This window comes from Vreelandella alkaliphila (assembly GCF_016107625.1).
GTDB classification, from domain to species: Bacteria; Pseudomonadota; Gammaproteobacteria; order Pseudomonadales; family Halomonadaceae; genus Vreelandella; species Vreelandella alkaliphila.
The window spans coordinates 271,423-285,816 of the sequence record NZ_JABASV010000003.1; the positions used below are offsets into that span (position 1 = coordinate 271,423).

General features: G+C 51.7%; 13 protein-coding genes. 8 read left to right on the forward strand and 5 right to left on the reverse strand.

Annotated features, from left to right (window positions below; genetic code table 11):
- Nucleotides 1-3: 3 nt before the first annotated feature.
- Nucleotides 4-939: a DMT family transporter gene (locus JFC11_RS06445; RefSeq protein ID WP_198349011.1), complete on the reverse strand. Its 936-nt coding sequence runs from the start codon at nt 937-939 to the stop codon at nt 4-6.
- A 100-nt stretch (nt 940-1,039) separates the two neighbouring features.
- Here JFC11_RS06445 and JFC11_RS06450 point away from each other — a divergent pair, with 100 nt between their 5' ends.
- The 5 genes from JFC11_RS06450 (at nt 1,040) to JFC11_RS06470 (ending at nt 4,858) form a co-directional block, all read left to right on the forward strand.
- Nucleotides 1,040-1,570 carry a MarR family winged helix-turn-helix transcriptional regulator gene (locus JFC11_RS06450; protein ID WP_198349012.1) on the forward strand — a complete coding sequence of 177 codons (531 nt, stop codon included), beginning with the start codon at nt 1,040-1,042 and terminating at the stop codon, nt 1,568-1,570.
- A gap of 70 nt (nt 1,571-1,640) precedes the next feature.
- Nucleotides 1,641-2,168: a class I SAM-dependent methyltransferase gene (locus JFC11_RS06455; RefSeq protein ID WP_198349013.1), complete on the forward strand. Its 528-nt coding sequence runs from the start codon at nt 1,641-1,643 to the stop codon at nt 2,166-2,168.
- Nucleotides 2,169-2,317: 149 nt separating this feature from the next.
- On the forward strand, nt 2,318-3,013 hold the full coding sequence (gene bluB / locus JFC11_RS06460; RefSeq protein WP_193060219.1) for a 5,6-dimethylbenzimidazole synthase: 696 nt from the start codon (nt 2,318-2,320) through the stop codon (nt 3,011-3,013).
- Between the two features lie 30 nt (nt 3,014-3,043).
- Entirely contained in the window at nt 3,044-3,424 is a 381-nt protein-coding gene (locus tag JFC11_RS06465) for a DUF1294 domain-containing protein (protein ID WP_120386533.1), read from the forward strand.
- 81 nt (nt 3,425-3,505) lie between these two features.
- Entirely contained in the window at nt 3,506-4,858 is a 1,353-nt protein-coding gene (locus tag JFC11_RS06470; protein WP_038477292.1) for a DUF2252 domain-containing protein, read from the forward strand.
- Nucleotides 4,859-4,877: 19 nt separating this feature from the next.
- On the opposite strand, the gene JFC11_RS06475 is transcribed toward JFC11_RS06470, so the two are convergent.
- From JFC11_RS06475 to JFC11_RS06485, 3 genes are all read right to left on the reverse strand, one after another.
- Complete coding sequence (locus JFC11_RS06475) at nt 4,878-6,677, reverse strand: GGDEF domain-containing protein (RefSeq protein ID WP_198349014.1); 1,800 nt, start codon at nt 6,675-6,677, stop codon at nt 4,878-4,880.
- A 296-nt stretch (nt 6,678-6,973) separates the two neighbouring features.
- A complete protein-coding gene (locus tag JFC11_RS06480) occupies nt 6,974-8,023 on the reverse strand; it encodes an SPFH domain-containing protein (RefSeq protein WP_038486155.1) in 1,050 nt (349 codons plus the stop codon).
- Between the two features lie 14 nt (nt 8,024-8,037).
- On the reverse strand, nt 8,038-8,532 hold the full coding sequence (locus JFC11_RS06485) for an NfeD family protein (RefSeq protein WP_193060215.1): 495 nt from the start codon (nt 8,530-8,532) through the stop codon (nt 8,038-8,040).
- A 178-nt stretch (nt 8,533-8,710) separates the two neighbouring features.
- On the opposite strand from JFC11_RS06485, the gene JFC11_RS06490 reads away from it, so the two are divergent.
- Nucleotides 8,711-9,427 carry a trimeric intracellular cation channel family protein gene (locus tag JFC11_RS06490; RefSeq protein ID WP_084183582.1) on the forward strand — a complete coding sequence of 239 codons (717 nt, stop codon included), beginning with the start codon at nt 8,711-8,713 and terminating at the stop codon, nt 9,425-9,427.
- A gap of 74 nt (nt 9,428-9,501) precedes the next feature.
- On the opposite strand, the gene JFC11_RS06495 is transcribed toward JFC11_RS06490, so the two are convergent.
- Nucleotides 9,502-12,465, reverse strand: coding sequence for a translocation/assembly module TamB domain-containing protein (locus JFC11_RS06495; RefSeq protein WP_198349015.1), 2,964 nt, complete (start codon nt 12,463-12,465; stop codon nt 9,502-9,504).
- Nucleotides 12,466-12,572: 107 nt separating this feature from the next.
- Between JFC11_RS06495 and JFC11_RS06500 the strand changes: the two genes are divergently transcribed.
- Both JFC11_RS06500 and JFC11_RS06505 read left to right on the forward strand, forming a co-directional pair.
- Entirely contained in the window at nt 12,573-13,280 is a 708-nt protein-coding gene (locus JFC11_RS06500; RefSeq protein WP_038477280.1) for a DUF3581 family protein, read from the forward strand.
- Between the two features lie 127 nt (nt 13,281-13,407).
- Nucleotides 13,408-14,394 carry a TRAP transporter substrate-binding protein gene (locus JFC11_RS06505; protein ID WP_198349016.1) on the forward strand — a complete coding sequence of 329 codons (987 nt, stop codon included), beginning with the start codon at nt 13,408-13,410 and terminating at the stop codon, nt 14,392-14,394.

Sequence of the window (14,394 nt, forward strand, 5' to 3'; positions counted from 1 at the left end):
TATTCAGTTAGTACGAGAAAGCTGTTTGGCTTTGCCAATATTGAGCAGGAAAATACCTGTGCCAATTAAGACAATGCCTAGGAGTAGGCCCTCTGGGGCGGCTTCTCCCTGCAGGAAGATAGCAACAGGCACCCCCACGACAGCGCCGACGGAACCCAATAAGCTCAGGAATACGGGGCCACCGCTTTTCTGTAGCAGGAACAGTAGAAAGAACTGGCCAGCGAACACTAGCGCTTGGAGTGCAATCAGCATGATGGGCAAGTGGTGTTGAGTTGGAACACGCAACGAAAAGCCTGGTAAGAAGCCTATTCCTAGCAGGATTACAACGGCGGCAATCAGCATGCCGGGGGCCAGAGCACCGCTCGACACACCTGCAGGCCAGCGCAGAGTCCGGTAGATGTTGCCGGTGGCTAAGAGCACTGGGCCAGCCAGGGCAATCAGAATCCAGAGGTGATTGGCATCAGGTGACGATAGCTTATTGGCTGCTAAGGTGATGGCACCCAACAGCGCAGACATAACACCAGCCGCTCGAATAAATTGAAATTTTTCTATTTTCAATAACAGCGCGCCAATGTAGGTGAGCAGCGGCGGTAGCGTAATGATCAAGGCAACGAACCCAGCACCCACATGTGGGATAGCGGAGAAAAAGATCAAGTTAGAGCCAGCCACGCCAAGCAGCGCGGAGACTGAATAGTACTCAAGCGAGCGTAAGCTTATAGGCGGTAAATGACCACGCAGTGCTGAGACGGCCAACAGAATTAACGCCGCCCCAGTGATTGACCAAAACAGAAATGCGAGTGCAGATAGCTGCATTTCACCAGCAAATTTAGCCAAGTTTGTTGATAGGCCTAGTAGTGCGCCGCCTGACAGTAGGTAAATCAGTGGTGCAAGCCAGACCCTTTTTGGTGAGTGTGTAGCAATTGTGTTTGATAATGCCATTAGACATGCTCTCAATTAATGTCTTGATATCAAGATATATGCAGGTTATCTTGACGTCAAGATAAATGAGCTAAGTAATAATCAGGAGCGCGGTACTTCTATGGATAATGTGTATATAGATCATGTAGATAGGGATCATGTGGATAGGGATCATGTGGATAGAATTCTTAATCAGTGGCGACAGGAAAGGCCTGACCTTAATGTTGCACCGATGGCCACCCTTGGACGGATTAAGCGACTGAGCTACTGCTTAACCCGTGAACTGGAAAAGACCTGGACAAAGTACGGGCTGAACGGTGCAAGTTTTGACGTTTTGGCGACCCTGCGTCGAGAAGGCCCCCCTTTTGCGTTATCGCCAGGGGGGTTAATGGCTTCCACGATGGTGACCTCTGGCACCATGACTCACCGTATCAACCTGTTGGAAAAGGCTGGTTTGATTGAGCGGGTCAAAAACCCAGAGGATGGGCGCGGTTTTTTGATCTCTCTTTCACAGCGTGGATTTGAATTGATTGATGAGGCGGTTACCGCTCATGTGGAAGCGCAGGCGCAACTGGTGAGTGGCCTGAGTGAAGAACAACTGGCGCAATTAGATGCTCTGCTGAAGCAGTTCCTAGCGGGATTGGAGCAGTAGTGATGTGTGCCATAACCGCTTACACATCGATATATGCTGCACCCATTTGTTAAAGCGTTGAGGTGTTGGAATGAGCGAGCAGATATATCTCGAAAAGTCACTCAGCGTTGCGGTTTATCCGCCATTAAAGCGGGCGCTTGGTGTTGTGGACACTACCTTGCCTATGGTCGCCGTTGATGCAGGCTGCGGAGCAGGGCGCGATGCACTATTCATGGTAGAACACGGCTATACAGTGCATGCCTATGATAAAAGCGATGCAGCGATAGCGCGTCTGGAGGAGGTTGGAGGGCGTTATATTCATCAAACTCTATTTCCTAACGTGTCCTGCTTTGAACAGTTTGTGTATCCCAGAACTGCGCTCATTAATGCATGCTCAAGCCTGTTTTTTTGTGACCCTGGGCTATTTGCCAGCGCTTGGCAAAACCTTACGCGTTCACTACTGAAGGGCGGTGTATTTTGTGGCCATTTCATGGGGCCCGATGACAGCTGGGCAAAAATGGGGCGAGGAGATTTATCGATACACACCCATTCTGACATCCAAGCGCTTTTTAAGGATGCGTTCGCCCTGGTCGGTGGTATTAGCGGGCTGGGGCTTTAGCAGGTATATGGCAGTTGATAGAGCGTGTATTCCAGATCACACGACTCACCGCTGCTTGGAATCTAACTCTGTATTGCTCTATTCATGAACGCAGCGAGGTTCTGGGATAGGCTGCACCTATATTTGTATTATCAAAGGCCTTACACCCAATGAGTACCCCGAGTCACCACTTTTCAGATGCTGAGAAGCGCGGGCTATACCGCGCCATTTATGAACGGCGCGATGTGCGTTCACAGTTCTTGCCCGACCCGATTGCCCCGGAAATTCTGGCCAAGCTTTTAAAGGCAGCCCACCATGCTCCCTCGGTAGGCTTTATGCAGCCCTGGGATTTCATTGTGATCGAAAGCCGCGAGGTTAGAGCGGCGATAGTGGCGATGTTCGAGCGAGAAAACCAAAAAGCCGCTGAGCGGTTTGAGGGAGAACGCAAGGAGCGCTACCAGGGTTTGAAACTACAAGGCATTTTAGAAAGCCCGATTAACCTCTGCATTACTTGTGATCGCAGCCGGGGAGGCCCCCATGTGCTAGGGCGCAATAGCATTGTGGATACCGACCTATTCAGCACGTGTTTAGCCGTGCAAAACCTCTGGCTGGCAGCGCGGGCAGAGGGCATTGGTGTTGGCTGGGTTAGTATTCTCGATCAAGATCAACTGAGCACGGCGTTGAAGTTGCCTGAACATGTTTATCCGTTGGCTTATCTTTGCCTTGGCTACGTCAGCGAGTTTTTAGATCAGCCCGAGCTGGAGGCAAAAGGCTGGCGCTCTCGGCTTTCATTAAATGAATTGGTGCACTGTGATGGCTGGGGCGGTTCGTTGACAGAAAGCCCACTTCTAACTGCTTTAGAATAATCGAGGCTCAAGGAAAGGAGCAAAACACTCATGTTGAATAGAAAGGCTAGCGCACCTCGGCACGTGAAAGGCACTGTGGGGCGGTCACTTGTCATAACGCTGACATTTTTTGCGCTACTGGCCGCCGCGGTCGTCATCGAAAAGCTACCTATGTGGTTGCTGTTCATCTACCTAGCGGTCAGCGTGGTGACATGTCTTACTTATGTGGTAGATAAATCCGCCGCACAAAAAAACGCGCAGCGGATTTCCGAAAATACTTTGCATGTGTTGTCACTATTGGGCGGCTGGCCTGGGGCAATGGTTGCACAGCAATGGCTTCGCCACAAAACACAAAAGCGCGCTTTCAGGCGTGTATTCTGGATGACGGTGCTGATCAACCTGGCGGCGCTAGTTAGCTGGGCATGGGCATAATTTGTGAATGACTTATTCTGTTAACGTTTATCTCCTACGCTAATAGCAGACTGCTTTTTACGCACCGATAAAGGCAACGCGATGAGCCATGCACTAACCGGGCATAACCGCCCACAACAAGTGATTGAGGCAATTCAGCAGGTGAATGCGCCGCTCAATGCAGCGCACCGCCAAGCAAAGTACGCCAAAATGGCCGTGTCTCCCTACCGATTCTTTCGTGGAACTAATCACTTGTATTGGCAAGACGTTTGGCACGACTGGCGCTTTGCGCTATTCGGTGGATGGCCTAATACCCAAACGTGGCTTCAGGGCGATGCGCACGTTTATAACTTCGGCGCTTATGGTCATCACGATGACCAAGTGCGCTACGGTATGGATGACTTCGATGACGCGTTGATAGGTGACTATCAATACGATGTATGGCGGTTGGCGATCAGCGTGGTACTGGACAGCCGTGAAAACGCCGCGTTAAGTGCTAAAGCGACGGCTAAAGCGCTGAAAAAGCTGTTAGAGGGGTATATCCATACGCTAGCTGTTTATAGCCAAGAAGCTTATGAAAAAGATAAGCTGACTAACGAGCAACCTATTGAAGCGGTGACTCTGGATAGCGCCAAGGGACCATTGAAGGCCTTCATGGGCAACGTCGCTGATAAGCAGAGTCGGGCGCGTATGCTGGAAAAATGGACAACCCTCGATAGTCAGAAAGGGCGCATGTTCGCTGAGCGCTCTGGGAAGCTTGCGAACTTACCAGCAGATGTCGCCAGCCAGCTGCGTCGTTTGATTGAGCAAGAATATCAACAGACGTTACAGCACCCGATCAAAGAGAGTGACCCAAAACATTTTCGTGTCAAAGACACCGTTCGCCGCCTTGGTGCGGGAACGGGGTCGTTAGGCGTAGAGCGTTATTATGTTTTGATTGAGGGTGGCGCGGATCATGAACACGACGACGTTATATTAGATGTTAAAGAACAAGTAGCACCGGAAGCTTATGGCTTAATGAATAAAGCCCAGCAACAGGCGTGGCGAAAGTTATTTCCTAATGAAGGCATTCGCCATGCAGCGGCATTTCATGCCATTGCCGAACACCCCGATGCCTACTTGGGTTGGCTGACCATGAATGGCAAAGTTTTTTCGGTTCGAGAGCGCTCTCCGTTTAAAAAAGATGTGCCTACTCATAAGCTTTCAGGGGGGAAGTCTTACCGTAAATTAGCGCGCCAATGGGGTGAAATTCTCGCACGTGAACATGTGCGCGGTGCCCAGGCGCTTCACCGTGGTCAGTCAGCACCATTTGCTAACGCGGTATGCCAACGTTTAGAAGGTCGCGAAGCGCAGTTTATTGAGGTAGTGACGACCCTGGCAATTGCCTATGCCGACTGTGTATCTCAAGACTATAAGGTGTTTGTGGAGCACTTTTTGAAGACAGATTCTGCTTAACAATCCACGCCATTAACGTTCATAGTGTTTGCTGTTTACTGAATAAAAAGCCTTTATCTTCAAGAGAGTCTTCCCAAACAACACAGCGGTTTCGCCCGCTGTGTTTTGCTTGATAAAGTGCCTCGTCGGCAAGTCGTAGCAATGTCTTGGGGTCTTGGGTGTGATCAGGGTAAGTGGCGATACCGCAGGAAAGCGTGATCTGCCGAAGCGGTATACCCTGATGAGCAAATGCCGTTTTCGAGATGGATATTAGCAGTGCTTTTGCTCTGGATTCGGCAACAGTTCGCGATGTGGCAGGCAGCAAGGCAACAAATTCCTCCCCACCAAAACGACAGATGACGTCGAGATCACGTAGATGTTGTCGCAGCAACTGTGCAATATCCACCAGAACGGCGTCTCCTGCATCATGACCAAAATCGTCGTTGATCTGTTTGAAATAGTCCACATCCAGCATCAGTACAGAGAGTTGGCTGGTAGGCTGTCGTACTCGCTGGCACTGGTGCTCAAATGCTGAGTCGAAGTGGCGACGATTATGCAGACCCGTCAATGGATCTTTGCGGGATAGGCTATCTAACTCCTGAACGAGTCGGTCAAGATCAGCGGTACGGGACGCTACTTGTTGCTCAAGAGTTTCATTTGCAAGGGCAAGTTGTTGTTGAGTATGGCGATAGTGCCACAGAAAAATAGCAGCGTTGGCGACAGCGAAAGCTAATGTTCCATAGCTTAATGGAACGCTGCGCCAGGCTACAAAACCATGGGCGACGGCCATGTCGGCTAACAGCAGTGGGGCGAAGAAAGTAAAACTCACTACTAGTAGTCGCTGCTCCACATTCAGCCATTGAAAGCGCATGAGTGCTAGCACCAACATGACAGGGAGCGAGATGGCTAGCATGACGTCAAAGATGGGAAAAGTAAGCGAAAGACTGATCACGCCCAACAAAACTAAACCCATAGCGAAAACGAGGTATAGCAGATGGGTTACCCATAGCCGTGTGATCCAGCGTTTGGCCGTGCCTTCCAGCCAGTTGCTGAGTAATAAGCCCAATGCCACTGGCAGTGTATAGTAGCTGCCCGCTCGCAACATGTCCCAACCCAGAGCGTCATCTGAAATTAGCTGGCGAGCAGGAGTTTCAGCAAGCAACATCAACCCTGAAGCATAGGCAAACAGAGCAATGGCACCAAAGCCTTGGCGTTGTGGCCCTATCAACGCGAAAATAGTTGCCAGAATTGCCAGCACCAACACCAGCGCACTCACGCCAAGATCCTGAGCAGAGTCGTGAATAACCTGATTTAGTACATCACTACGTTCCATCACTTGTACTTGGCCCCATAGACCAATGCTGGTGTAGTAAGAGTAGAAGCGAAAAGTGAGCAATTGCCCGGTAGCATCGTCGGGTAAGTCGATCATATGCCAGGGCCAACCTGCAAAGCTCCCCTTACCCTGGGCGTCAAACTCGCCGTATTGGTAAATAAGTTTGTCACCTAGATAAACCTGTCCGATAAGATTCATGCTAGTGATGAAGAGAACTGGATCGTTCCAGTCTCCGGCGGGTAGCGTCGTGCGTAACCAGAGATGTTCGTGCCCCTCGCGGCCAGGCGGGTTAAATGGAGAATCAATCGCCTGCCACTCGCTTGCGTTGCTGTGCAGCCATAGAAGGCGATTATTTGAATCTTGCGGAGAATCGCCCCAGCGATATTCCCAACTTTGCAGTGGTTGTGGCGGGGAAGCAGCGAAAAGCCCGCTTGGAAGCATCACAAGCGTGGTCAGTATTAGGAGCAGCTGAGTGTAATGACGTATGGCAAGCCAACGAGGCAGCATGATGAACGTCTAATCCTCTGATTATGATCCTTCTTCTTGTAAGTACTTCAATCAAAACTTACGAGTTGATTGAGGCGCACATGAGGCAAACAGCAAAGATTCTTCCCAGTTTAACTAAAAATATGCCCAAGGCGATGGTTGTTTCGTCAACGTTAATAAATGTTTCTAGGAAGTGGCGAAATGAGCTGGGCCTCTGTTGGCCCAGCCTTGGCAGGTTTTGCGTCGCTGATAGAAATAGCTGATAGAAGTAGTTGATAGAAATAGTAACTAGCGCAGTATTATTAAAAGCATACTTTTTAAGTGGATGCGGCGCCGCCTACGATGCCGCTGCGGAAGCCGCTCTCGCTGCTGTTGCGATTTTTGAGATGGTTGGCGACAGTATCTTCAGGTGATCCTGCCATTTCACGGAACATGCCCATTGACCCCAGTAGAGCAGAGGACTCGTAAGGCACGAATACCCGCTCACCATCTTTCGCCATGTTGGGCAGCCCTTTGATATAGCTTTGGCCAAGTAGATAGCCAACTACGGTGCGCTTGTTCTCTTCGCTATCGCCGATGGCACTAAGCACGAGTTTGATGGATTCCTGCTCACCTTGAGCGCGTAAAATCGCCGACTCTTTATCCCCCTGGGCGTTAAGAATGGCCGACTCACGCTGTCCTTGAGCCATTGCAATGGCTGCAGACTTTTCACCTTCTGCTTCTGTCACTGTGGCGCGGCGTTTACGTTCAGCAGCCATCTGCAGGCGCATCGCAGACTCTACCTCTTCTGGCATGGCGATATCCTGCACCTCTACCCGAGAGATTTTGACACCCCATTTGGAAGCGGGCTCTTCCATCGCTGCCTGGATTTCATTGTTAACTTCGGCACGAGACTCAAACAGTTTATCTAGCTCCATCTTACCGACCACTGAGCGAAGCGTGGTTTTAGCCAAAACCTCGACTGCTTGGCTCATATTCTCTACTTCATAGACAGCTCGTTTAGGGTCGATAATTTGATAGTAAAGCGCGCCGTTGATCCTCACGGTGACGTTATCCGTGGTGACGACTGGCTGGCCTGGGAAGTCCATGACCGTTTCACGGCGGTCAATGCGGATTTCATCGCTGGTAATGGCTGTGTAGTCTTCGCCCATTTTGCGATAGCGCAGCATTGTGATCGCGCGTGGCTGCTCAATAAACGGAATAATGATGTTGATGCCGCTTTCAAGTACGCGATGAAACGAACCTAATCGCTCAATCACCATCACTTCTGACTGGCGAACAATGACCAATCCTTTCGAGATGATGAGCACGCCAATAACGACAATAATCAGGCTGATAAGCAGGCCTGGGCTAATTGATAAATCCATGAGGTTATTCATGCTTATGGCTCCTTGCGTGGGGAAATTGCATCCTGGGGGCTAGCGTTATCTGGAGGTGTCAGCGTCACTAAGGCCGTCGTACCTTCAAAGCGCTTAAAGATGACTCGGGTTCCTGGCGGCAAGTTGGTATCACCGCTCTCAATGACACGCAAACGGTAGAAATCACCGTTCACTTTAATGCCAGTGGCGTTGTCAAAGTCGCGAACCAGTGTTTTGTAATGATTACCTTTTTCAACGCCCGTGCCGGTCGTGCCGTAGGCCACACCTTTTGGCGAAAAGCGCGGACGAATAACCATAACGCCTAAAGGCACTAAGACACCCGCGAAAATCCCCATACTAAGTAACTGCCACGGCAGCGATAACCCTAGTGCAGTTACCGCAGCGGTCAGCGCCGCAGCAATTCCCAGCGCAAGCAGTAACATTGCGCCAGACGTCAATTCTGCGAGACTTAGCAGCAGAGCAATCACCAGCCAAGTATAAGCAGGGTTCCAGTCCATGTGTGCTCCTTGCTGTTTATGGATGAAGCTATCCACTAGCCTAACCTACTCAGCGTATATTGGCCTGCGTACTGCATGACAGCCACTGATTAGTGATCTCATCTTCTTCGCTATGACCCGAGTACTCATAGGAGTGCTATCCTGCTCGCCTTATTAGCATGTCTCCAAGGAGAGTCGCGTGTCGGGTGTGATTTATTGGTTGGATATGGCGGGTGTCATCGTATTCGCCTTGTCAGGTGTGATTTTAGCCTGTCGTTCGCGAATGGACCCCTTCGGCATGCTGGTGCTGGCGGCGGTGACCGGCATTGGCGGCGGCACACTCAGAGATTTGGTGCTGGGCGTCCGTCCGGTCTTCTGGGTGACTGATCCGACCTATTTGTGGGTGATATTAGCCACAGTGGGTGTGTCTTTGGTGGGGTTTCACTATATTCATCGCCTCTCTCGGGGCTTTTTGCCCGTTGCGGATGCGTTTGGGCTGGCGCTATTTACTGTCATAGGCACCCATAAAGCACTGCTACTGGGCACATCAGGCGTTGTGGCGGTGTTAATGGGCATGATGACAGGGGTAGCGGGTGGTATGATTCGTGATGTGCTAGCCCAGCGGGTGCCCATGGTGCTCCGTGAAGAGATCTACGCAACGGCAGCCTTGGCGGGTGGCATGGTGTATGTGGTGTTCGATGCGTTAGAGGCGCCGCTAACCTTTGCGATTGCAGCTGCATTAACGGTGACACTTGGGTTGCGCCTAGCGGCGATTCACTGGCATCTGGCGCTACCGGTATTTGCCTGGGTTACGCTACCACCGAAAACGCAAGATGAGGCTTCGGCACCGCTATCAACCCCTCAGAAAGCTAAAGAGCGAGTACGGATGATCCGGCGAGAGCGTAAAAAACGTTAGCCGGGTGGCCTTCCTTTGGTGATGCCGCGAAAGGAAGGCGTGTTTGCCTCTGCTTCCTTCTTTTTCTTTGTCTTTCAAAACGCATTTGCTTCTCGCCAGCGATCAAACCAGCGTCTTGGTTGCAGTACCTTTAACGTGGGTTCGCTGTCGATCAGCTCTACACCTATCCCTAGAGCGCCAAGGTGTGCATAGAGCGCACCATTGGCGCTTTTTTCAGCTAAGGTGACATCGGAAAGTAGCAAAAGTGGTCCGCCGCTAAGCGTGAGATCATGTAGGCGTATGCGTTCGCCGTTGATCTGAAGCTGCGCGCTACCGTTAATGTCATGCACGTTTAATAACCGCCCCAGCCAATCACTTTGTCTGGCGCGGGCGAGAAAGAGCCGGGCCAGTAGCCCGGTGTCGCGCATGCCAAGACGCAGTTGGCTGGTTAGACGAATTGGGTCGTCCCACTCAAGCTGTGCTTCGTCCATAGTGAGTTGTACCCACCAGCCAGCATCTTGTGCACCTTCAGAGCTTTGCCGAAAGACGTTTTCCAGGCGCAGAAATGAGTCATTGGCATTGAAGCGCCGTGTTTCTAAATCACCTTCGGTGAGTTGCAGATGCAGTTCAACATCGCCCTTAAGCTGTTGATCAAGTAGCGCTAGCTCGGCACCAAACGCACGCAGTGTCATGTCACCCTGTGCGGTAAGCCCATCCAGCAGCCATTCGCTGGTTAGGCTAGCTTGGCCGCCCAATAAGGTAACCCCGGCATTTTCAGGTAGGTAACGGTTATAGCGGGTGAAGTCGGGCACCTCCGTAATAGGCAGTGCGATGCGAGTAGTGAAGAAATCGGGCTCTGGCGAGTCCAGCACGTCACTGAAACGTTCAGTTTCGGTTGTGAGGGCAAAGTGGCGGCCTTCCAAATGGGGGCGGTCATCGTCCTGGCGCATAAGCGCAAAGTGTGGAATGCCTAGTGAAAGCTGGGCCTGCTCAGACGTGTCGAGCTGGGCAGTCAATTCGCCACGCCCAGTGGCGACGTAATCTAAAAATGCCACCTCAAGCTGATTGGCATTCACTCGTAGGCGGGTGGGGGCAAGTAAATGGTCATTACGAAAAGCCCCTTGAGCGAACAGTTGGCCGTTACCCGCAATTGCCAAGCCATGGGCGTCGGGTAAAAAGGTATTTAAGAATCCCAGCTGCTGAATGCTACCTTCGAGTGAAAACTCACCACTGAGCGGTTTATCTTCATCACCGTTACTGTCGCTGCGCTGAAAACGGCCGTCATTGAGCACTAAAATACTCTCTAAACGCTCATTGGTAGACTGCGTATCCGCCACTTGCCAGCGCAGACGTGATCCGCTGATATCAAGCCTTGTGCCATCAAGAGCCGCTCGGCGAATGGCTAACCTAAGCTGTGCGTCGCTTTCCAGTACGCCGTTCTGTTCAGTGTGTTGCCAGCGGGTGGCTAGTTGCTCTCCTGTTAAAAAGATCTCACCGCGCATTTGATCGGCGGTGAAGTCGAGCTGTCCACGGCTAGTCGCTTGGCCGCTAAGCAATTGTAATGGAGCCGGGTCGGGCAGGGCGGCTTTAAGATAAGTTTGTAACACGCTAATGTCAGGTAAGCGCGCGGACTGCCAGGTTAGGCGGGCAGTGGCGTTTTCTCGCGCTAGCGCGGGGTTCAGTGGGCTAAGCGCATTCAACGTAATGGCCGCGTCCGCCATCAACGTTCGCTGATGGTGGCTAAGGGTGGCGTCAGTGAAGGTGAGTGTCGCGTCTATCGTCTCTTCGCTGGACAGTTGTGCGGCCAACGAGCCACTTCCTTGAGCCGTGAAATCAAGTAAATTAGCCGCAAGTGTTGGTGCTTGAATCGCTAAGAAGGCGTCATGAGGCTTGGCGTCACGTAGCGTCACGCTGGCTTCAATTTGGCCGTTACCTTCAAGCCGAACCCCTTGGCCATCAAAAGTGTGTGCCAGATAGCGATCAAGCATGTCCAGGCGAGTGACGTCGCCTTGTAGTTCCAACAAGGCGCCAGTGGGCAGATCTAACTGGTCTAAGCGTTGATTGGGCATACTGGTCGCTAGGCGAAGTTGCGTATTAGTGGCATAAGGGTGGGTATCCGCCAAGACGACATTGATGAGTTGCGTTGAAAAGTTGAGCATGTTGTCTTCTACCGCCAAGCGCACGGCGCCTTCACCAACGGCGGTGTGGAGCGGAAGCGGTGTTTCTGCAACCAACCAGCGCAGGTCGTCTGTTTCGCGGGGTTGCAGGCGCTGTTCGTTCACTGCTAAGCGTAATTCGGGGGCATTTAAGGTTAGCTCGCTGCCATGCTGTAGCTTGCCATCGCTTAGGTTAAGTTCACCCGCTAAGTTGCCGTGACCATCAAGTGTCAGCCAGGGCAGCGCTTCTAAATAGGGCATAAATACATCCCAAGCATCTGCCTGCGCCGCGAGGGTCAGTTGTGCGGAGAGGGCGCTGAGCAGTTCAGCGGTGAGCTCTGCGCGGGGAATTTGCGCGGTAGTAACACTGTCCAGAGAGGCATCTGCGCGCAACTGGATATTTTGTACTAACGAGGCTTGGTCGCTAAGGCGTATTAGGTGGCCTTGGCTGATATCCAACGACACACTTGGAACGGCTAACGCAGCGCGACTTAGCTGGGTATCCGCCACCTGCAGCTGGCCTTGTGCCTCGAGAGCAATATCGCCTACTGTCAAGCGGCGAAGCCCGTTGGCATCGAGTGTCTGTATGTGTAGTTCGCCGCGCAGAAGTGCTAGTAACGACAGCGAAAGCGTTGCACGTTGGGCTTCAACGGATATCGGCAAGCTGTCGTCTTCCCGTGCTAAGTAGAGGTTCTCTACTTCCCAGCGCCCTGGGTGAAGGCTGTTTGCATTCGTCCAGCGTACTTCGACCCCCTCAATTTGAGACAGCCGTTTGGGTAGCCATTGGCTATTCAGCAGCCAAGAGCTGCCAAATACCCATACCAATGCCGCTATCAAAGCGCTTAATAGCGTGAGTAGTAGGATGCGGGGTAGACGTTTTGACCTAAGGTACTTGTTCGGCATACGGGCTTCCTTGCAGATGACTCCTGTCAGCGCGTGTTTTATGGCATTATGCGCGTCGTGGGGCCGTAATGGGTTTTCGATTTCAACGCTAGGCAGGCAGCAAAGCCATGTTCAAGGATTTTTACGCGCAACGCGGAGAGTATGTTGTGATCTCTGCTGAGCAGGCCAGCCGTTTCGCTAAGGGCGTGGCCGGCGATTACAACCCGATTCACAATCCAGATGCGCGCCGTTTTTGCGTACCTGGAGACCTGCTATTTACGCTGGTGCTGGTGAAGTTTGGGTTGTCGCGACAAATGGAATTTCGCTTCACCAATATGGTGGGAGCTGATACACCACTCAAGTTTAGTGAAGAAGCGAATGGTGATCTACTTGTCTGCGATGAAGGAGGCAAATGCTACCTGCAGGTGACTCGTGGGGGGGAGATTACTCACGATGAAGCGGCTATTGAGGCGTTTGCCCGCTGCTATGTGGCGTTCTCAGGGAAGAACTTTCCTCACTATTTAAAGCCTTTGATGGAGCAGCACGGGGTAATGTTTAACCCCAAGCGCCCCTTGGTTATTTACGACAGCATGGGTTTTTCCTTAGAGCGCTTAGACGGTTTCTCGCCAAACTTAGCCCTGACGAGTTCATCGTTAGAGGTTCAGGGCAAGCGTGCTGATGCTTTACTTGAGTTCTCGATTGAGTCTGCAGGAGAAGCGGTTGGAGTAGGCTCGAAGAAATTAGTGGTCAGCGGCTTATGTGAGTATGACGCGACTGAAATGGCAGCGATTGTTGATGAGTTCTACCGCTTAAAAGCGGCTTACGAAGCGGCGTAAGTAGCTCCGTTGCGTTAGCGTAATGGCGGGTGCCATTAACGCTAACGCTAAGGTATTCTCAAAGCCTATCAATTAAAAAAACACGCGAAGCGTTCTAGGCGCTTCCGCTGGATACAAGAGGCTTTGCATGAATCGCATCAAAACGCTTACGCTTGCCTGCGCAACAGCCACGCTCGCCGTTTCAGCCATGAGTGCTCAAGCGCGGGATTTTCGTCTCGGCCTTATCACGCCTGCACAGCATCTATGGTCTACCGAGGCGGAAGCCTTTGCCCAAACACTTAACGAGCGCTCTGATGGCGAGCATAGCGTTAGTGTTTTTCCAGCTCAGCAGCTTGGCAATGAAGCGCAAATGGTTCAGCAGCTGCAAACCGGCGCGTTAGATATGGCTTTCTTGACGATTGCCGAAATTTCCAACCGTATTCCCGATTTTGGCGCACTATACGCACCTTACTTGGTTGATGACGTTAATCACGCGGCACGGCTGTTGCGTTCTGGCGCGGCTGGGGAGCTACTCGAATTAATGCCACAAGAAGTCGGCTTAATTGGCGTTGGCTACGGCATGGTAGGCATGCGCCAAGTGCTCAGTCGTGACCCTATTGAAAGCGCCGACGATCTGCAGGGGCAGCGTTTACGTATTACCCCTTTCGAGCCGATTCGTGATTTCTATACGGCTACTGGTGCTGCCCCTGCACCCATGCCGCTATTAGAAGTATATGACGCGCTGGCTAACGGTCAGGTCGATGCCATTGATATGGATTTCGACTCTATTTTGATTTTGAAATTCTACGAGCAGGCAGAAAACCTGCTGATTTCTAACCATATGATGTTCCCTATGGTGGGCGTCGTGTCTGGGAGAGTATGGCGCGATCTTTCTGAAGAAGATCGTGAGCTGATTGATACTGCGATGGCTGAGCATCTAGAGAACGTGCTGGTGGGTTTTGAAGAGAAGGATGCCGCTCAGGAAGAGGAAATTCGCGCCTTGGATATCAACATCGTTGAAGCGGATGCTGAGTTTTTCTCTGACGCCATTGCACAGTGGGAAAACATCTGGGCGCCTAAGGCACCTATGTTAGAAACGTTACGCGCCGAAGCTGACCGGTTACGTGACGAGTAA